The 18,685-nt window shown below is 37.4% G+C and carries 18 protein-coding genes; 10 read left to right on the forward strand and 8 right to left on the reverse strand.

Annotation, left to right across the window (positions count from 1 at the left end):
* Positions 1-92 precede the first annotated feature (92 nt).
* Complete coding sequence (locus ACM46_RS19740) at positions 93-428, reverse strand: DUF3276 family protein (protein WP_034701927.1); 336 nt, start codon at positions 426-428, stop codon at positions 93-95.
* A gap of 99 nt (positions 429-527) precedes the next feature.
* Positions 528-2,189 (reverse strand): ABC transporter ATP-binding protein, encoded by a 1,662-nt coding sequence (locus tag ACM46_RS19745; protein ID WP_048508407.1) that lies wholly within the window; start codon positions 2,187-2,189, stop codon positions 528-530.
* Between the two features lie 90 nt (positions 2,190-2,279).
* Between ACM46_RS19745 and ACM46_RS19750 the strand changes: the two genes are divergently transcribed.
* The 7 genes from ACM46_RS19750 to ACM46_RS19780 all read left to right on the forward strand — a co-directional run bounded on the left by ACM46_RS19750 (position 2,280) and on the right by ACM46_RS19780 (position 8,506).
* Positions 2,280-3,185 (forward strand): transcription antitermination protein NusB, encoded by a 906-nt coding sequence (locus ACM46_RS19750; protein ID WP_048508408.1) that lies wholly within the window; start codon positions 2,280-2,282, stop codon positions 3,183-3,185.
* 1 nt (position 3,186) lies between these two features.
* Positions 3,187-3,708 carry a DUF1573 domain-containing protein gene (locus tag ACM46_RS19755; RefSeq protein ID WP_048508409.1) on the forward strand — a complete coding sequence of 174 codons (522 nt, stop codon included), beginning with the start codon at positions 3,187-3,189 and terminating at the stop codon, positions 3,706-3,708.
* Between the two features lie 10 nt (positions 3,709-3,718).
* Positions 3,719-4,084: a preprotein translocase subunit YajC gene (gene yajC / locus ACM46_RS19760; RefSeq protein WP_048508410.1), complete on the forward strand. Its 366-nt coding sequence runs from the start codon at positions 3,719-3,721 to the stop codon at positions 4,082-4,084.
* Positions 4,085-4,420: 336 nt separating this feature from the next.
* On the forward strand, positions 4,421-5,155 hold the full coding sequence (locus tag ACM46_RS19765) for an SDR family NAD(P)-dependent oxidoreductase (protein ID WP_048508411.1): 735 nt from the start codon (positions 4,421-4,423) through the stop codon (positions 5,153-5,155).
* 358 nt (positions 5,156-5,513) lie between these two features.
* Complete coding sequence (locus ACM46_RS19770) at positions 5,514-6,359, forward strand: mechanosensitive ion channel family protein (RefSeq protein ID WP_048508412.1); 846 nt, start codon at positions 5,514-5,516, stop codon at positions 6,357-6,359.
* 140 nt (positions 6,360-6,499) lie between these two features.
* Complete coding sequence (locus ACM46_RS19775; protein WP_048508413.1) at positions 6,500-7,069, forward strand: Crp/Fnr family transcriptional regulator; 570 nt, start codon at positions 6,500-6,502, stop codon at positions 7,067-7,069.
* 168 nt (positions 7,070-7,237) lie between these two features.
* Entirely contained in the window at positions 7,238-8,506 is a 1,269-nt protein-coding gene (locus tag ACM46_RS19780) for an adenylosuccinate synthase (RefSeq protein ID WP_048508414.1), read from the forward strand.
* A gap of 333 nt (positions 8,507-8,839) precedes the next feature.
* Here ACM46_RS19780 and ACM46_RS19785 read toward each other — a convergent pair whose 3' ends face one another.
* The 3 genes from ACM46_RS19785 to ACM46_RS19795 all read right to left on the reverse strand — a co-directional run bounded on the left by ACM46_RS19785 (position 8,840) and on the right by ACM46_RS19795 (position 12,920).
* Positions 8,840-10,171, reverse strand: a complete 1,332-nt coding sequence (locus ACM46_RS19785) for a M12 family metallopeptidase (RefSeq protein ID WP_048508415.1) — start codon at positions 10,169-10,171, stop codon at positions 8,840-8,842.
* A 496-nt stretch (positions 10,172-10,667) separates the two neighbouring features.
* On the reverse strand, positions 10,668-12,422 hold the full coding sequence (aspS, locus tag ACM46_RS19790; protein WP_048508416.1) for an aspartate--tRNA ligase: 1,755 nt from the start codon (positions 12,420-12,422) through the stop codon (positions 10,668-10,670).
* 138 nt (positions 12,423-12,560) lie between these two features.
* A complete protein-coding gene (locus tag ACM46_RS19795) occupies positions 12,561-12,920 on the reverse strand; it encodes an ankyrin repeat domain-containing protein (RefSeq protein WP_157859467.1) in 360 nt (119 codons plus the stop codon).
* A gap of 112 nt (positions 12,921-13,032) precedes the next feature.
* Between ACM46_RS19795 and ACM46_RS19800 the strand changes: the two genes are divergently transcribed.
* Positions 13,033-14,427, forward strand: coding sequence for an MATE family efflux transporter (locus tag ACM46_RS19800; protein WP_048508418.1), 1,395 nt, complete (start codon positions 13,033-13,035; stop codon positions 14,425-14,427).
* 293 nt (positions 14,428-14,720) lie between these two features.
* On the forward strand, positions 14,721-14,840 hold the full coding sequence (locus ACM46_RS23050; protein ID WP_083997472.1) for a 30S ribosomal protein THX: 120 nt from the start codon (positions 14,721-14,723) through the stop codon (positions 14,838-14,840).
* Between the two features lie 56 nt (positions 14,841-14,896).
* Here ACM46_RS23050 and ACM46_RS19805 read toward each other — a convergent pair whose 3' ends face one another.
* The 3 genes from ACM46_RS19805 to ACM46_RS19815 form a co-directional block, all read right to left on the reverse strand.
* A complete protein-coding gene (locus ACM46_RS19805; RefSeq protein ID WP_048508419.1) occupies positions 14,897-15,556 on the reverse strand; it encodes a DUF937 domain-containing protein in 660 nt (219 codons plus the stop codon).
* Between the two features lie 84 nt (positions 15,557-15,640).
* Entirely contained in the window at positions 15,641-16,900 is a 1,260-nt protein-coding gene (locus ACM46_RS19810) for a protein O-mannosyl-transferase family (RefSeq protein WP_048508420.1), read from the reverse strand.
* A 1-nt stretch (position 16,901) separates the two neighbouring features.
* Positions 16,902-17,411 carry a DUF2480 family protein gene (locus tag ACM46_RS19815; protein ID WP_048508421.1) on the reverse strand — a complete coding sequence of 170 codons (510 nt, stop codon included), beginning with the start codon at positions 17,409-17,411 and terminating at the stop codon, positions 16,902-16,904.
* Between the two features lie 163 nt (positions 17,412-17,574).
* On the opposite strand from ACM46_RS19815, the gene lpxB reads away from it, so the two are divergent.
* On the forward strand, positions 17,575-18,678 hold the full coding sequence (lpxB, locus tag ACM46_RS19820; protein WP_048508422.1) for a lipid-A-disaccharide synthase: 1,104 nt from the start codon (positions 17,575-17,577) through the stop codon (positions 18,676-18,678).
* The last annotated feature ends 7 nt before the right edge of the window (positions 18,679-18,685 follow it).

Raw genomic sequence — 18,685 nt, forward strand, 5'->3', positions numbered from 1 at the left:
GGCTATTTTAAATCAGTAGCTTTATTTTATAAGAATTGCGGGCATAAAAAAAGCACCTTTTTCAGATGCTTGTGTTTTTAGATATTCTTTTTTTAAACTTCGTCGTCAGAATCAATTGTGAATGATTTGCTCTTGAAGTCTTTGTCGTGTTTTTCTGATATTACATCCTCACCCTTTTCGTTAATGATGAAATCTGTGGATTCATTAAACATCTCCTGAAAACTTTTAAAATCTTCTTTGTAAAGATAAATTTTGTGCTTCTCGAATGTAGCTTCCCCATTCTCTCCGAAATTCTTTTTGCTTTCGGTAATCGTAAGATAGTAATCTCCTGCTTTCGTCTCGCGCACATCAAAGAAATAAGTTCTTCTCCCTGCTTTTAACACCTTAGTGAAAATTTCATTTTCATGGCGTTCCTTGTATTCACTCATTGTTAGATATTTTTTAATCTTGTTAAGAACAAATATAAAAGAATTCTTTTAATCACAAAATTTTTTTTATGATTTATTTAACAATTGAGAACGAAACGGCTAAGCAGTTACAGAATTGGCAATTTCGGTGAGGTTGATGATTTTATCGGCTTTTTGAGCGCTAGACTCTCTGTGTGTGATAATTATGGATGTGGCATTACTGATTTTTCTATCAATATTTTCCAGAATATTCTGCTCTGTTTCGGTATCCAAAGCAGAGAGAGAATCATCAAAAATAATGATATTTGGATCCTTAATCAGGGCTCTGGCGATACAGATTCTTTGCTTCTGTCCTCCCGAAAGCATCACTCCGCGTTCACCAACAAGTGTTTTATACTGCTCTTTAAATTCAACAATATTTTTATCAACATCCGCAATTTTTGCATACTCTACCACTTTTTCATGGGAAGGATGATCAATGGCAAAACCGATATTATTTTCAATAGAATCCGAGAACAGATAGCTTTCCTGAGGAATATAGCCAATGAAGTTCCTGTAATTCGTAAGATTGTGCTCTTTCAGGTTTTTACCGTCAATCAAGATCACCCCTTCAGTAGGATCAATCAGTCTGCAGAGAAGAAGGGCAATCGTAGATTTTCCGCTTCCGGTTTTCCCCATAATCGCGAGAGATTCTCCTGCTTTGATGGTAAAACTTAAATTATCCAAAGCTCTGATTCCTGTATTGGGATATACATAAGACACGTTTCTGAATTCAATATCTCCTTTTATAGGATAAGTGTCAAAGTTGGTATTAATGATCTCCGATTTTTTATCCAGAAATTCATTAATTCTCTGCATAGAAGCTTCCGCTCTCTGGTTCACAGACGTTACCCAGCCTACCATCGAGAATGGCCAGATCAGGATATTGATGTACATAAAGAAGTCGGCAATTTTACCCACACTCAGTTCTCCTGCTATATATTTCTGACCGCCAATAAGAATAACCACTACATTCAGAAGCCCGATTACAAATAAGATAATGGTAAAAAAATACGCTTCTGTTTTAGCTAAATCTAAAGCTTTATTTTGATAGTCGGTTACCTTTATTCCGTAGTTTTTCTTGATGTAGTTTTCTTTGGCAAAAAATTTCACCACCCGGATTCCTGAAAAGCTGTCCTGTACAAAAGTGGAAATAGCAGACTGGCTTTTCTGCATTATTTTAGACTTCTGATTGATGATGGAACTTACCTTAAATATAATATAGGATAAAATAGGAAGGGGCAGCAAAGTCCATAAAGTCATGGAACTGTCCGTTTTTACCATATAAATACTGGTAATCAAAAGAAGAACAAGCAAATTAATGACATACATCACGCCCGGGCCCAGATACATTCTTACTGCAACTACGTCTTCACTCAGTCTGTTCATCAGGTCACCTATCGTGGTCTGTTTGTAATCCGTAAGAGAGAGTTCCTGATAGTGTCTGTAAATTTTATTTTTCAGTTCATATTCAATTCTTCTGGATGCCACGATGATGGTCTGGCGCATCATAAAAGTGAAAAATCCGGTCAAAAGTGAGCAGCCTACAATAATGGCTACATACACCAGAACCTGCTTATTGAAGCCCAGGTTACCGCTTTTGGTAAGTTCGTCCACAGATTTTCCTACAAACTGAACTTTATATATATTGAAGAAATTACTGGCAATGATAAATAACAACCCCCAAAACAATAATATTTTGTGCTTCCAAAAGTAAGGGTTTAAGGTTTTTAGCGCTTTCATAAAGTTTTACAAATTTACGAAAATGTAGACAGACTACGAATTTCATCAATTTTAATTTTTGTATCTTTGCACCCATAAAAAGCTCTTTGAATGTTAGGAAGACGACAAATCCGTGAAAAAGTAGTACAAACAGTGTATTCATACTATCAGAATCCTGTAAAATTTGATGTTTTAGAGAAAAATATGTTCTCTGGAATAGAGAAAATCTATTATCTCTATATCTATCAGCTTAATTTTTTGGTAGCACTGAAAGAATTGGCTGAAACCCAAATTGAAATCGGGAAGAACAAATATCTTAAAACTGATGCAGACCTTAATCCTAACCAGAAATTTATCAACAACCAGGTACTGATCAAGCTGGAAGAAAATCCTGAAAGATTATTCTTTACAGGCCAGCACAAACAGCTGAAATGGGATATGCACGATGATTTACTGGTGAAGACTTTCCAGAGAATTACAGGAGGAAAACGTTATCAGGATTTCATGAAAGAAGACGGATATTCTTTTGAAGATGATCAGAAGTTTATCGGAAAACTTTTTTTAAGATATATTGCTGAAAATGATGATTTTCACGACTATCTTGGAGATAAAGAACTTTCATGGTATGATGATATCCACATTGCGAACTCTATGGTTCAGAAAACAATTGGTTTCCTGAAAGAAGATGAAGAAAGCAGAACTTTAATTAAGATGATTAAAGATGAAGATGATAAAACTTTCGCGGCTAAACTTCTTAAAGATACCCTGAACAATTGGGAAGTAAATGAAAAGAAATTGGGTGAAAGACTTGAGAACTGGGATCTGGAAAGAGTTTCTTTAATGGATAAAGTTATTTTGTCGACAGCCATTTCAGAATTGGATAATTTTCCTTTTACCCCTTCAAGAGTTATTATCAATGAATATATTGAAATTGCAAAAGTATTTGCAACAGACCGTTCCAATATATTTATTAACGGAATTTTGGATAAATATTGTAAAGATCAAAATAGAATTTAACATGAAAAAGACGTTATCAATTATCGCTTTGTCTATCATAGGCTTTGGTTTGGTTTCTTGTAAAAAAGAAAATCAACAAGCTGCAGCAGGTGCAGAAGCTGCTAATATTGCAGATTCTACAGCAGGTGCTACCAATCTGGCTCCGGTTAATTCTGCCGCTGCTCCCGTTTCTGCTGAAACAGAAGCTGCCGCTCCGGTTTCAAACCAGCCGGTAACATCTATTGCATTATCTGAAAGCAATTTCGATTTTGGAAAGATTAAGAAAGGAGATAAAGTAGAACATATTTACGAAATCACAAACACCGGAAAAAACCCTTTGGTCATTTCCGAAGTAAAACCAGGATGCGGATGTACTGCCCCTGATTTTACAAAAGAGCCTATTCTTCCTGGTAAAAAAGGAAAAATCACTTTGCATTTTGATTCTTCAAGCTTCGACGGAAACGTTCAGAAATATGCAGATGTATTTGCAAACGTAGATAAAGCTCCTATCAAATTAACGTTCACAGCGAACATTCAACCATAATTTAAATAATATGTTGACAATCTTTTTACAGGCACAGCAGGGAGGATCTTCATCTATGATGCTGATCATGATGGGGGTAATGTTTGTGGGCTTTTATTTTCTGATGATAAGACCACAGATGAGAAAGCAAAAGCAGGAAAAAACCTTTCAGGAAACCTTGAAAGTAGGAACCAGAGTAGTTCTTACCTCAGGTCTTCACGGAAGAATTGCTCAGGTTCAGGATGATGGATTCGTTATCGAAACTTTGTCCGGAAAACTGAAATACGAAAAAGCGGCCGTTTCAAGAGAATTTACTGAAGCCCGTTTTGGAGATAAAGCAAAAGCTGCTGCTGATAAAACAGCAGAGAAAAAAGAAATAGAAACTGAAAAGAAATAATTTTTTAGTTTGAAAATACAGCTCGGCGCGGTGAACGAAGTTCACCGCGCCGAGCCTTTTTATACAGTTTGAGAATCAGGGATTCAGATGCTAGATTTCAGACATCAGACATCAGACATCAGACAGTTATTAGGCTAAGGCTAAGTTCGAGATTAAGAAATGGGAATTATCAATTTTGGTGTAAGTTTGAAGACTTACAACCCCGAAACCCCGAAACTCGTATCTCATAAACCTTTGATCATTATGGTTTCGCATATTTCGTCAGATTAATGCTATCTGTAAAACCGTTTGAAAAAAAATCCCTCATCATAAAATCAAATAAAATATCTTTGCACCATGAATCAAAATACAGGCAAAACAGTTCTCATATTAGGAGCCAATTCGGATGTTGCTAAACAATGTATAAGGCAGTATATTGAAAAAGGTTTCTCTGTAATAGCGGCTTCAAGGGATATTTCCTCACTTGAAAAATTTGTGGCAGATCACAGACTGGATGCAACAAAGATTCATATCCTTTATTTTGATGCAGTAGATTTTGATTCCCATCAGAAATTCTATGATGAACTTCCTGTAAAACCCCATATCGTGGTGTATGCAGCCGGATTTTTAGTGGATAACGAGAAAGCACTGAGAGATTTTAAAGGAGCTCAACAAATGATGATGGTTAATTATATGGGAGCCGTTTCTATCCTGAATATTGTTGCCATGGATTCCAATAATACAGGCCTGGAAAGAATAATCGGTTTGTCCTCATTATCCGGTGTAAGAGGCAGAAAGAGCAATTTTGTGTATGGTAGCACAAAAGCTGCATTTACGCAATATCTGGCGGGTTTAAGACAGGAATTGTCTTCCAGAAACATAAAAGTGAATGCTTTGGTGATAGGTTATATCAGAACCAAGATCAATGAAGGACTTCAGCTTAATGAGTCTTTGATAATGGAGCCTGATTATGTGGCGGAACATATCGTCAATGCCGGCAATTCCTTCACCATCGTCCCGAATTTTAAATGGAAGATTATTTACGCTATCTTAAAGGTTTTACCGGAAAGTCTTGTAGCAAAGCTTCCGTAATATTTCTGAACCAATGATATCTTTTTTGTCTTAATTTTCGTAGACTGGTAGGGGATTTTTGAGAATGCAGATGCCATAGAAATTGGAGGTTAAGCTTTTTTTTACTACTTTTAGGACTCCAAATTATTTCTTCCCGTAAGATTCAATTTCTAAAATGATCATTGAGTAAAGCTTCAACGAACCGTTCTGCTATCCAATCTATTTTTTGTATATACATTTCTTTAAACACCAATGTTTAGAGCGATTTATTTTTTGAAATAGATCCGCTTTTTCTCAGTCTCATTTTTTCAAAAAAACTAATTACTCATGAATAATTGATACCCGCTAACCTATCAATATTTAAAATAAAGAGTACAAAATGGACGATTTAAAATTAAGCAACATTCAACAGCACTGGGAAAACCTTGTAGTTTCCGCAATTTCATGGGCACCCAGAATCATTACCGCAATTATTTCTGCATTACTGATTTATCTGATTGGATCCTGGTTGATCAGAGTAATTAAAAAACTAATTGAGAAAGGCTTTAAAAAGCGTAATATGGAAGCTTCTTTACAGCTCTTTCTTTTAAATATCATTAGCTGGGGACTGAATATCCTGTTGTTTATTGTTGTTGTTACCCAATTGGGAGTGCAGACCTCTGCATTTGTAGCCATGATTGGTGCTGCAGGTCTGGCTGTAGGTTTGGCTTTACAGGGGTCACTGACCAATTTTGCAGGGGGAATCCTTATTCTCCTGTTAAAACCATTTAAAATAAGCGATTTCATTTCTGTCAGTTCAGGAGTTTCAGGAACTGTAAATGCTATTGATGTCTTTCATACAAGATTAATAACTCCACAAAACCAATTGATTGTAATTCCAAATGGGGAAATTTCAAATAAAAGCATTACCAACTTTACACAGTTGGGAACGCGAAGAACATGGTTTGATATAGGTGTTTCCTATAACGCAGATCTGAAACAGGCAAAAGAGATATTAATGGAGGTGATCAGAAACAATGAATATGCTTTTGAAACTCCGGCACCACAGGTCGTAGTCACGGAACTTGGAGATAGTGCAGTTAATTTATCAGTGAGAGTTACCACTTCCAATGAAAATTACTGGGCAATGAATGAAGAATTGATTATTACCTGCAAATTTGCTCTTGATAAGGCAGGAATTGAGATACCTTTCCCACAGAGAGATATACACGTATATAACAAATAATCGGATACTAATATTTTAGTTTTAAACTTAAAAAACAGGCAGCTCCTTTCGTAATGGAAGGAGTTGTTGTCAAATGACAATGGTTTCTAAGAGAGATTTTCATACTTTTATATCTTCCCAATATCTTGGCCAGATTATATATGAAAGAACTTTTTAATTACATCAGAAAATTCGGAACACTCACCCCTGAGGAAGAATTGCTGATTGCCGACGGGCTTCAGGAAATCACTATACAGAAAGGGGAAACTTTTATAGAAGCAGGAAAAGTAAGCCGGAAAATAGCTTTTGTAAAAGAAGGAGTTTTCCGGTCTTTGTACTATAATAGGGAAGGAGATGATTTTACCCGCTATTTTATATATGAAGGACGATTTATAGGAGATTTCTACGGCTTTGCAGATCAGAATCCCTCTCTTGAATACATTGAAGCCATTACAGACGGAGTATTGCTGGCCATTGATCTTCATCATTTCAAAAGACTGGAAAAGGACATTAAAATCTGGCCGGTATTATTTGCCAGATTACATGCGTTTGTTGCAGAAAATAAACTTAAAGTGGCAAGCACAATGCTCAATCTGGATGCAAAGTCCAGGTATATCCATTTTTTAAACCATTACCCCGGACTTGCCAACAGAGTACCACAATCTATGCTCGCTTCCTATCTGGGAATAACACCTTCTTCACTGAGTAGGATCAGAAGGAATATTATATAAAAGAAATCAGTAGAAACGGGCTTTAGCCCGTTTTTTCAATAGTAAGGATATTCATTGGCTTCAGCCAAAACTTAAATATTAAATTTCAAGATCATAAATCCTTTTTTGCCAAATGACAATGGCCTCCTTTTCAAACCGCCCTAGCTTTGCAGCATAAAATTTAAATATATGGATGTTGTTTTAGGCCTGCAGTGGGGAGACGAAGGTAAAGGTAAATTTATAGATCTTATCAGCGAAAATTATAATATTACAGCCCGTTTTAATGGTGGAGCCAATGCCGGTCACAGCATAGAACGCAATGGTAAAAGAATTACTCTGAAATCCCTGCCTTCAGGAATTTTTATGAACGGAGTTCAGAACGTGATAGGAACCGGTACGGTACTCGATCCGGTAAGTTTGAGAAAAGAAATTTTAAATCTTAAACAATTTGACGAAACGGTTGAGCCGGAAAATAATCTGATTATTTCCAAAAAAGCACACCTTGTTCTTCCTACCCATAGACTTCTGGATATTTTTATGGAAGATAGTCCGGAGTACACCACTATCGGGACTACGAGAAACGGGATTGCACAGGCTTACTCCAATAAAATATTAAGACAGAATGTAAGAGTTGAAGATATAGACTCTCCCGATTTTGAAAACAGGGTAAAACATATTTTAGAAAGAGATTATAGGCTGCTTGCAGGCGGAGATAGGGTACTTCCTCCATTGGAAGAAATCAGCGGAGAATTTTTTGAAGCCATAGATTTTCTGAAAAAATTCACCCGTACGGAAACCGAAATATTTTTGAATACCGCTTTATCCGAAGGAAAAAAGATTCTGGCAGAAGGTTCTCAGGCCGCAATGCTGGATATAGACCACGGAACTTATCCGTATGTAACTTCTTCCTCAACTACTGCAGCAGGAGCTTGCAGCGGCTTGGGTATTTCACCTAAGAAAATCGGTGAGATATTCGGGATTGCAAAAGCCTATTGTACAAGAGTAGGGAATGGAGCGTTTCCAACTGAGATTTTCGATGATCTTGGGGAAGAAATCAGAAATAAGGGGAATGAATTCGGTTCCAATACCGGACGTCCCAGAAGAATTGGCTGGCTAGATCTTGTGGCTTTAAGATACGCCATTATGATCAATGGAGTGACCCAGGTTATCCTGACCAAAGCAGATATTTTAAGCGGAATGAAATCTGTGGCAGTTTGTACCCATTACGAGTTGGAAAACGGAGAAATTATGACTGTTTCCGGAACTCTTCCTGAAAATGCGCGACCAATTCTCAAGCCGGTTGAAGGTTGGAAAGGAGATATTTCAGCCATTGAAAATGCTTCCGGTTTGCCTAAAGAATTACGAGCTTTTCTCTCTTTTCTGAATGATGAAATTGGAGTTCCTGTTACCTATCTTTCTACAGGCCCGGGAAGACATCAGATATTTAAAATTGGATAATGAATAACCTGAGCGGGATAAGGTTTATTACGATGACTTTTCATTTTTTAAGATTGAGAAAGGCATAAACTTATCCAAGTAATATCCAATTTGTATTACTTTAATAAACGAAGTGGCTTTGTCTATCTTTAAACACTCAAAAAGGTAAATAATTCTTTGTATATCCTTGCGATAAATTATATATTACTAATAATCAGTGATTTAATACTTTTTTTGTACCAAACTCAGATTAATAAATAGATTAAAGGAAAATTGTTTGTTTTTATAGATTAGTTTATACAAAAAAGGTTAGAAAATATATTTTCTAACCTTTTTCCTTATGAAAAAATTAAATTAGTTAACTTTTGTAAGCTTAAAACGTTGCTTTGTAGACGGTTGAACACTTTGATCCGTAGTGCCTATGACAATAGGTGTAAGGTTAGTAGTTAAACCATTCTTCACCTCCAATCTTAGGGATGGAGCATTCTTAGGAGCGAATCCAAAGCCATTATTTCCCAGGTTGAATAATAACCATTTCTGAGAATCTGTACTAGCATCCGTTCTTAATTCTACTGCTGTTCCGTTGGCTGTTCCACCGCTTTTTACCGTTAATACCTTTGTAGGATCCAGTGAAGATTTGATGATATAATAACCGTGATCAGATTTAGTGAAAGTAAATCTCTGATTATTTCCAGTAGAGGCTGCATTCAGAACCACGGTGGTGCCATCTGTAGCGGTAGTTCCGGAAATACCCAGATTTTTATCAGTAGCTAAAGAAGTTGTCATCGTATAAGTTCCATTGACTGCCGAAGTAGCATTCACAGGCCCATACAAATGATTTATCCCTGCATAATCACCGGCAGACAATCCTGTTCTTTGCTTGGTGAAAGTAGAACCGTCCAGTTTAGTCATTACAGGTTTAGTCGGGTCTATAGCAAAATCCGTAGACTGATACATCATAACAGAACCGAAATCAAATGCTCCATGTCCTGCATAGTCATTGTAAAGATTGAAGTTATGACGGCTTCCTTCTGTTGCCCTGTTCACATCTACAATAATGTACTGATCTCTGTCCGGACGGCACTGTTCATGCATAATTCCCATAGAGTGCATAATTTCGTGGGCAATAATTGCCGGATAGGTGGTATTATAAATTTTAATACCGTTCACTCTGTTTTTCTGCCATCCAAGTGGAGAACTGTTTGTCGTTGTATAAGTGAAAGTGATGTATTCTGTCTGATTGGTACGTTCAACAAACTGAACATTGGTTCCGGTAGAAATCAGGTCAAATGCTTTGTTAATATTGGTAAGGAACGTATTGTAGCTTTGGGTACTCAGAGTTCCCTGGCTTGGCAATGTATAATAGACTGTTGCATTGGGCCATGTTTTAATAAAGGAACTTACAATGGTACTTTTCTCTGAAGTTGACAATTCGGAATTAGCCTGCATTTTTAATTTGTCAAATTGTTCAGCCGAAATAGTAAGATCATCTGCATAAAAATATTCACCGTTTACTTCATTTACGTAGGTGTATTTTCCGTTAATTAATAGTTTGTGAACTTTTGTACCATCCAGGTTAGTAGTTGTTTGGTCAATAGGATCTGCCTGAGTATTTTCAAGATCCGACCTGCATGAATTTAATGCCAGAACAAGGCATCCTGATAAGAGCAATAATTTACTTGTCATAATATAATATTTAAAATTGTGGTTTGTAAAATATTAAATGCTAAATATCAGAGGTAACCTAATCAGCCTCCAAAAACGGGCTTGATTACGAAACCTTATTTTAATCATCATTATTATTTAGCAGTATTTTATAAAGATATAAATATTTGCTATTTGTGAATATAACATAATATAATGTTTATTTGTTGCATTATTTGTTGTTTTGTAGGATTTATTTTGTTAATTATTTTATTTTTAGTGATATTTTATTATTAAAGTATAATTTTAGTTATTTATGGGAAATTGATGTATGAATTGAACTTATCCCATTTAGGTGAGTAATATACCTTTTGTCAGGATATTTTCATGAACATCTTGAAATATATTGCGATTATGGAAAGGAATAAAAGGGCATTGATGGCATATCTTTCCTGATTCTGTATAAAGTGCAGAATAAGTAAGCCAAAAGTTTTTAGGAACGACATAAAAAAAGCGGAGAAAAAATCTCCGCTTCAGTTTATGCTTTTAAATTCAATTGTATTTCCAGTTCATCCAGCTGGGCATCAGCAATAGATGCAGGAGCGTCTATCATAACATCCCGCCCTGAATTATTCTTAGGGAATGCAATATAATCTCGAATCACTTCATTTCCATCCAGAATAGCCACCAAACGGTCAAATCCGAAAGCCAAACCACCATGAGGCGGAGCTCCGTATTTAAAGGCATTCATCAGGAATCCAAACTGAGCTTCTGCTTCCTCTTTTGTAAATCCTAAAAGATCAAACATCTTAGACTGAAGATCCTTATCAAAAATCCTGATAGATCCACCGCCGATTTCGTTTCCGTTCAGTACCATATCATACGCATTGGCTCTTGCTTTCCCCGGATCTGTTTCCAGTAAGTGAATATCTACAGGCTTAGGAGAGGTGAAAGGGTGGTGCATAGCGTGGTAACGTCCACTTTCTTCATCGAATTCCAATAATGGGAAGTCTACTACCCAAAGCGGTGCAAAAACATCTCCTTTTCTCAGTCCAAGACGGTTTCCGAGTTCCATTCTCAGTGCAGAAAGCTGTGCTCTTACCTTATTCTCGTTTCCGGATAAGATCAGCATTAAATCGCCTTCTTTGGCTCCGAATTTTTCGATGATTTTCGACAGATCTTCTTCATTATAGAACTTGTTCACAGAAGAGGTTTTTACTCCGTCATTCTGGAATTTAGCCCAAACCATTCCTGAAGCACCGATCTGAGGACGTTTTACCCAGTCAACAAGCTCGTCAATCTGCTTTCTTGTATAATCTGCACATCCTTCCACATTGATTCCTACAACCAATTCGGCATCATCAAATATTTTAAAGTCTTTTCCTTTTACCAGCTCATTCAGTTCCACGAATTCCATTCCGAAACGGATATCCGGTTTGTCGTTCCCGTATTTTTTCATCGCATCGGCGAAAGTCATTCTCGGGAAATCTCCGAATTCCTGTCCTGTAATATCTTTGATTAATGTTTTCGTCATTCCTTCAAAAACATTCATAATATCTTCCTGCTCTACAAAAGCCATTTCACAGTCGATCTGGGTAAATTCCGGCTGTCTGTCCGCTCTTAAATCCTCATCACGGAAACATTTTACGATCTGGAAATATTTATCCATTCCGCCTACCATCAGAAGCTGCTTGAAAGTCTGCGGCGATTGCGGAAGCGCATAAAACTGCCCCGGATTCATTCTGCTTGGAACCACAAAATCTCTCGCCCCTTCTGGAGTAGATTTGATAAGAACCGGAGTTTCCACCTCGATAAATCCTTCATCTGAAAGGTAGTTTCTTACCTTCTGTGCCATTTTATGACGGAAGATCAGTTTTTCTTTTACCGGATTTCTTCTGATATCCAGATAGCGGTATTTCATTCTTAATTCTTCACCACCATCTGTTTCATCTTCAATAGTGAAAGGCGGAAGCTGGGATTCATTAAGTACAGTCAGTTTTTCAACTAAAATTTCAATTTCTCCGGTTGGAATATTAGGATTTTTGCTTACCCTTTCGATTACTTTTCCTGTAACCTGGATCACAAATTCACGTCCCAGTTTTTTAGCTTCCTCCATTAGTTCAGCGGAAGAACGGTCCTGGTCGAATACCAACTGAGTAATTCCGTAACGATCTCGCAGATCTATCCAAATCATAAATCCTTTATCACGGATAGTTTGTACCCATCCAGAAAGTGTAACTTCTTCATTAAGATTTTTCAGAGATAATTCTCCGTTGGTGTGCGATCGAAACATAATTATTTGTTTAAAGTTCAATGTTTAAGGCCCCAAATTTCAAGCCTTTAATTTTCGTTGGCAAAGATAAGATTTTTGCAGGTTTTATAAACAAAAAAAACTTCCTTTCGGAAGTCTTGTATATTATTTAAAGGCTTTTTAGTTATTGGTAGCTCCTTTCTGTATAAGTAACTGTGCTGTTTGCTCCTTATTTCCTAATTTGGCCCATGCAAGAGCAGTTTTACCGCTGCACGCTTTATTTACTTCTGCCTGGTTATCCAGAAGAAATTTAACAATATTATTTCTGCCATACAGTGAACTGAAACCTAAAGCACTGAAAGTTTCGTCTTTAAGAGCAAAACATTTGTTGTAATCTCCTTTTACAAAACTCTTTTTGAATAAGGCAATATCATCAGACTGAATCGCCTGCATCTGTTTTTTGCTAAGTTCCTGAGCGGAAAGCATATTGAATGTTACCGAGATGGCAAGCAGAAAGGTAGTAGAGATTATTTTTTTCATAAGATTCATTTTAATAATATACAAATCTAAATTATTTTTTTGATACAAGTGACTTATTTTTTATAAGAATTGAATTTGTATTTTTGAAAATCAGATAATTATTGATTGCAAAATGACCAGATACATAGATTTTTTAAAAAAAGCATTTAGCGGAGAAGAGGTAGATTATACAAAAATAACGATCAGAAGTGCCGTGCTTCTTCTTGCTATTCCTATGATGCTGGAAATGGCCATGGAGTCCGTCTTTGCATTGGTTGACCTGTATTTTGTGGGACATCTGAAAGAAAGCGGATATGCCATTCAAACGGTTGGATTAACAGAATCGGTCCTTTCCGTAATGTATTCCATTGCGATAGGGATGAGTATGGCGGCTACAGCTTTGGTGGCGAGAAGAATCGGTGAAAAAAATCCCGAACAGGCTTCCAGAAGTGCTGCGCAAGTTTTGCTGGTATCATTTATTGTTACTTTTATTCTGAGTTTATTAGGCGTTGTTTATGCAGAGGAAATTTTAATTCTGATGGGTTCAAAACCGGAAGCGGCGGCCTATGGTAAAGAATTCACGAGGATTATGATGGGAAGCAGCGTTATCATTATGCTTTTATTTTTGATCAACGGAATTTTCAGGGGAGCCGGAAATGCAGCTATTGCCATGAAATCGCTGTGGATTGCCAATATCGTGAACATTATTCTCTGCCCAGTTCTGATCAGAGGTTTCGGGCCTGTGCCGGCCATGGGACTTACGGGAGCAGCTTTGGCTACTACGATAGGGAGAAGTATCGGGGTTATTTACCAGTTGTATCATCTTCTGGTAGCCGGAAATCAGATCCGTATTGCGCTTCCTTATTTCAAACCAGATTTCAGCCAGATAAAATCCATCGTAAAAATTGCAACGCCTGGGATTTTCCAGTTTGTTATAGCTTCATGCAGCTGGATTTTTCTGGCTCAGCTGGTAGCTACTACCGGACATGAAAATGCCTCGGCCGGATATCAGACCGCTTTGAGGCTGATGATGTTTTTTATGCTTCCTGCCTGGGGATTAAGTAATGCTGCGGCTACTTTGGTAGGTCAGAATATGGGAGCCAACGAGATGCTGAGAGCAGAACAGTCTGTGATGAAAACCGTAAAATACAATGTCATCTTTATGTTGGTCGTGAGTCTGATATTTTTCCTGCTCGGAGATTTTCTGGTAGGCTTTTTCACGCAGGAACCGGAAATTAAAAATTTTGCCAAAAATGCTTTACACATTATGAGTGTAGGATTTGTTTTTTATGGTATCGGGATGGTGCTTATCAATGCGTTTAACGGAGCCGGAGATACCTGGACACCTACGTGGGTGAATTTCTTCGGATTCTGGCTGTTTCAGATTCCATTGGCTTATTTTCTTTCAAAACACCTCGGTATGGGGCCGAAAGGAGTGTTTATCTCCATTCCTGTAGCAGAAACATTAATTACCATTGTTGCTTTTATATTGTTTAAAAGAGGGAAGTGGAAGATGGTGAAAGTGTGATGAGAGTGAAGAATGAAAAGTGAAGAATGAAGAATGAAGAATGAAGAATGAGGTTACTGGAAGGGTTTGTAATTCCTGTTAGTTGGTTGAAATTTGATAAAAGGAGCCTTTGATGAGAGGAATGTGGATTTTTAAAATTGACTGGAGGTTATTTTTGTGCCACCCGATAACCTCCAGCTTCCATCTTCAGATATCCTTTCCTCAAGAGTTTTATAAAAATTTTAACAGCCTTAATTTTTTGTTCCAGAGCATATTATCTAATTTAGTGTTCAACCAACAAAACATTTATCATTATGGGAAAAGGAGATAAAAAATCCAGAAGAGGCAAGATCAATTCGGGAAGTTATGGTAAAAGAAGACCTAGAAAGGCTTCTAAATCAATCGGTTCTTCTGAAGCAAAAGCGAAGAACTAAAAAAGCAAAAAGGCTGAAGAGATGTTCTTCAGCCTTTTTTAATATACAAAATTAAATTATTTTCCTCCTAAAATATTACCAAGGATGCTTCCTAATCCGCCTCCTTGCTGCTGCTGTCCTCCGCCTCCGCCAAGTACGCTTCCTAAGATATCGTTAAGCGGGTTTCCTCCGGACTGCGACTGACCACCGCCTCCTAAAACACTTCCCAAAATATCATTTAAAGGACTGGACTGCTGGGTCTGAGCCTGGCTGGATGCATTTCCTAGAATTCCTCCTAAAAGATCTCCTAAACCTCCGGCTCCCACATTGTTCTGTTGTTTTTCTTTACCAATGTACCCCATAATTACCGGAGCCAGCATCGCTAAAATAGGCCCGATCTTGTCGATAGAGATACCCGTATTCTGGGAAAGCTGATTTTCTACATTACTTTTCTGGCCGCCGAAAACGTGGTCAAGAATCGATCCTCCTTCTGCCTGTCTTGCTTCAGCCTGAGAGGCATCATCAAGAATACTTCCGTCGTGGTCTTTATCTAAAGCATTATTTAAAGCTTCTGCTTCATTAGCATCCTGAGATTTGTTTCTAAGATAAGAAATTACCAAAGGGGCAGCTACAGCCAATAAGGCGATAATCTGGTTTCTGCTGATCCCGAATTTGTTTTCTGCCTGTTCAGCAACCTGGTTGCTGGTGTTACCTGTAAGTAGGTCGATTAAACTCATAGTTTGTGTTTATTTTAAAGTATTAAGTAAATCAAAGTTATCAAAAAAAATTATTCACAAAATCTTTTCACTTCACAATTATTGTTAAAGTTTTTTAATCTCCTCCTCGGTATATCCCTTGCTTTTCTTTAGCTTTATATAATCGTTGGCGCTGTTAATCATCCAGTACACCGGTTCCGGAGCTGTTTTTTTATCAATTGTGAATTCCAGAATTCCTTCATTGTCATTCATCCACGGAAGGATATAATAATTCAGGCCGCCTTTGTATTTTTTGAAGGCATGAACTTCTTTCCCTTTCTCTGTAAGCAGTGCCGTTTTATATAAAGCCAGGTATCCCAAAGGAATCAGAAGGCATACCCATGAATACTTTCGAACAAAGGTGTATTTTGAATGATAAAGCCCGTATCCTATAGATAGAGCAAAAATATTGTTGAAAGGAAGGAAGAAAACATAATTATCCGAAACGGCATAAAACGTTGAAAAACCATACACACAAACAGATCCGGCAAGGAAAACGAAAAACATTTTCCGGTCCAGACGGTAAAGCATTATGGCTCCCGTTACTCCAAAAAAAGTAAATACATTGAAATTATAGATGAGGTAGGCAAAAGACTGGAAAAAATCTTTCACATACTGCATGAATGTTTTCTTAAAAGAATCTTCCACCCAATGACCACGGTCTGAAGTATAAACCGAATTAAACGGATATCCCTGCGATGTATTCAGTATAAAAAGGGACAAAAAGAGTATTCCAAAGACCAGCAGCGAACTGTAGGCATATTTTTTTTCATTCCTGAAATAAAAAAGAAAGATGAGAAATGCCGGAATCAAAAGGATATTCTGAATATGTACCCAAAGACTGATTCCTAAAAATAAACCTGCGGCGGCAATATACTTTTTTTTGTGCTCCGTAAAACTCTTAATGATGGAAAAGAAAAATAAACTGATCCAGAAAGAATGGTAGGTATACACTTCTACAATTTCTGCATTTCTCCAGAACGAAAAACTGAATCCGAATACAAATGCTGCTGTGAGAGACACCCATTCCGCTTTGGTAAGCGTTTTTACAGTAAGATAAATAACAGGAACCGTAGCTGCTCCTGAAATAATAATCAGTAACCGGCTGGCTTCAATGGCATCAAAACCGGTAAGACGTTCGATGAAAATAATGGTATTGATATAAAGGAAATGGGTAGTAGCCGTAGCTATCGGAATATATTCCCCTTTCTCTGCTTCAAATACAAAACCTATGCAGTCTGCAAAAGGAACCTTGGTGAAAGTTCCGGCAAAATAAACAGCAAGAAAAATAATGAACAGGAAAAGAGCAGATATATATTTACCCATATCAATTCTTTACAATAGGAACATTAGAGCACGCCTCTCCGAACATGAGTGACTTCACTATCGGTTTCAGCTGTTCTACAAGCTCAATATATGCATTTTCCGGGATCTCTTTATCCGAACAGCCTTTTACCAGTACTCTCTTGCCTCTCATATCTTCAAAATCATAAGTCTGAATGGCATTATGCATCAGAATAACTTCCAGATCTTCACGGTTTCCAAAAACAATTTTTTTGGCGGTATCTGTAAGCTTGGCCGTCAGTACAAAATAAGCCCATAATGGAACTATAGTATCTACGGAATTGTAAATGTATATATAAGCATCTTTGTACTCTTCGGTATCGATGGCTTCTACTTTCTCCCTGAAATCTTTTTCCTTCAGTATCATTTCCTGAAACAGAAAATCTTTAAGGTCAATACCCTTTCTTATCCCCTTAGGAACCAGAGTGGATAGGTCGAAATTCACAAGGCCACTTTCGGCAACTTTATTTCGGATTTCAAATTCTTCTGACATTTTTATCATTATCTTTGGACAAATTTACAAATTAAGATCAAGTAAACCTTAATTTGTTCTCTATCCTTACCATAGAAACCTCCCATGATTCAGCATCATCCTGACAGAGTGAAATCAAGAGAGATTTGAAGGTTATAAAAAACAAATAAAGATTTCGGAAGAAATGAAATATTACATTATCGCAGGAGAGGCTTCCGGCGACCTGCATGGAAGCAATTTAATGAAAGCCCTTTTACAGAAAGACCCGCAGGCGGAAATCAGATTCTGGGGTGGAGATCTTATGAAAGCCCAGGGCGGAACACTCGTAAAACACTACCGGGATCTTGCCTTTATGGGATTTCTGGAGGTCGCTATGAATTTAAGGACCATCCTGAACAATATCAAATTCTGTAAAGAAGACATTCGCAGCCACAAACCCGATATTCTGATTCTGATTGATTATCCCGGATTTAACCTGAGAATTGCCAGATTTGCAAAAGAACTGGGAATTAAAGTGGTCTACTATATTTCACCACAGCTTTGGGCATGGAAAGAAGGAAGGGTAGAAATCATTAAGAAATATGTGGATGAAATGATGGTGATTCTTCCTTTCGAAGAAGATTTTTATAAAAAACATGGTGTACATTCCCATTTTGTGGGACATCCGCTTCTGGATGCCATCTCTAGCCTGAAAGACATCAGTCCGGAAGCATTTAAAAAAGAAAACGGCCTGAACGAAAAAGAGATCATTGCACTTCTCCCTGGTTCAAGAAAGCAGGAAGTGGAAAAAATGCTTGAAATCATGCTTTCCGTAAGACCGCATTTTAAAAATTACCAGTTTGTAATTGCCGGAGCACCAAGCCTTCCCAAAGAATTTTATCAGAAATATGTGGATGACAACGTTCATTTTGTTTCCAACAGAACTTATGATCTGCTGAGATGTTCGAAAGCTGCGCTGGTCACTTCGGGAACGGCAACCCTGGAAACCGCTTTGCTCAATGTTCCGGAAGTAGTATGCTATCGCGGAAGCAAAATTTCATACGCTATCGCAAAGAGACTGGTTAAAAACATCAAGTATATTTCTTTGGTTAATCTGATCATGGATAGGGAAGTGGTGAAAGAATTGATTCAGGCCGACCTTAATACCCAGAATCTGGTAGAAGAACTGAATAAAATGATTGAAGGCGAAAAAAGAAACAAAGTTCTGGAAGATTACAACCTGCTAAGAGAAAAATTGGGAGGAAAAGGAGCCAGTGAAAAAGCGGCTGAGGTGATTTTAAGTGTTTAGAACAGAG

Origin of the sequence: Chryseobacterium angstadtii (genome assembly GCF_001045465.1) — a bacterium.
GTDB lineage: Bacteria > Bacteroidota > Bacteroidia > Flavobacteriales > Weeksellaceae > Chryseobacterium > Chryseobacterium angstadtii.

Coding starts and splice junctions, on each gene's coding strand:
- ACM46_RS19740 (WP_034701927.1), bottom strand. CDS start 428: ATGAGTGAATACAAGGAACGCCATGAAAATGAAATTTTCACTAAGGTG.
- ACM46_RS19745 (WP_048508407.1), bottom strand. CDS start 2,189: ATGAAAGCGCTAAAAACCTTAAACCCTTACTTTTGGAAGCACAAAATA.
- ACM46_RS19750 (WP_048508408.1), top strand. CDS start 2,280: ATGTTAGGAAGACGACAAATCCGTGAAAAAGTAGTACAAACAGTGTAT.
- ACM46_RS19755 (WP_048508409.1), top strand. CDS start 3,187: ATGAAAAAGACGTTATCAATTATCGCTTTGTCTATCATAGGCTTTGGT.
- yajC (WP_048508410.1), top strand. CDS start 3,719: ATGTTGACAATCTTTTTACAGGCACAGCAGGGAGGATCTTCATCTATG.
- ACM46_RS19765 (WP_048508411.1), top strand. CDS start 4,421: ATGAATCAAAATACAGGCAAAACAGTTCTCATATTAGGAGCCAATTCG.
- ACM46_RS19770 (WP_048508412.1), top strand. CDS start 5,514: ATGGACGATTTAAAATTAAGCAACATTCAACAGCACTGGGAAAACCTT.
- ACM46_RS19775 (WP_048508413.1), top strand. CDS start 6,500: ATGAAAGAACTTTTTAATTACATCAGAAAATTCGGAACACTCACCCCT.
- ACM46_RS19780 (WP_048508414.1), top strand. CDS start 7,238: ATGGATGTTGTTTTAGGCCTGCAGTGGGGAGACGAAGGTAAAGGTAAA.
- ACM46_RS19785 (WP_048508415.1), bottom strand. CDS start 10,171: ATGACAAGTAAATTATTGCTCTTATCAGGATGCCTTGTTCTGGCATTA.
- aspS (WP_048508416.1), bottom strand. CDS start 12,422: ATGTTTCGATCGCACACCAACGGAGAATTATCTCTGAAAAATCTTAAT.
- ACM46_RS19795 (WP_157859467.1), bottom strand. CDS start 12,920: ATGAAAAAAATAATCTCTACTACCTTTCTGCTTGCCATCTCGGTAACA.
- ACM46_RS19800 (WP_048508418.1), top strand. CDS start 13,033: ATGACCAGATACATAGATTTTTTAAAAAAAGCATTTAGCGGAGAAGAG.
- ACM46_RS23050 (WP_083997472.1), top strand. CDS start 14,721: ATGGGAAAAGGAGATAAAAAATCCAGAAGAGGCAAGATCAATTCGGGA.
- ACM46_RS19805 (WP_048508419.1), bottom strand. CDS start 15,556: ATGAGTTTAATCGACCTACTTACAGGTAACACCAGCAACCAGGTTGCT.
- ACM46_RS19810 (WP_048508420.1), bottom strand. CDS start 16,900: ATGGGTAAATATATATCTGCTCTTTTCCTGTTCATTATTTTTCTTGCT.
- ACM46_RS19815 (WP_048508421.1), bottom strand. CDS start 17,411: ATGTCAGAAGAATTTGAAATCCGAAATAAAGTTGCCGAAAGTGGCCTT.
- lpxB (WP_048508422.1), top strand. CDS start 17,575: ATGAAATATTACATTATCGCAGGAGAGGCTTCCGGCGACCTGCATGGA.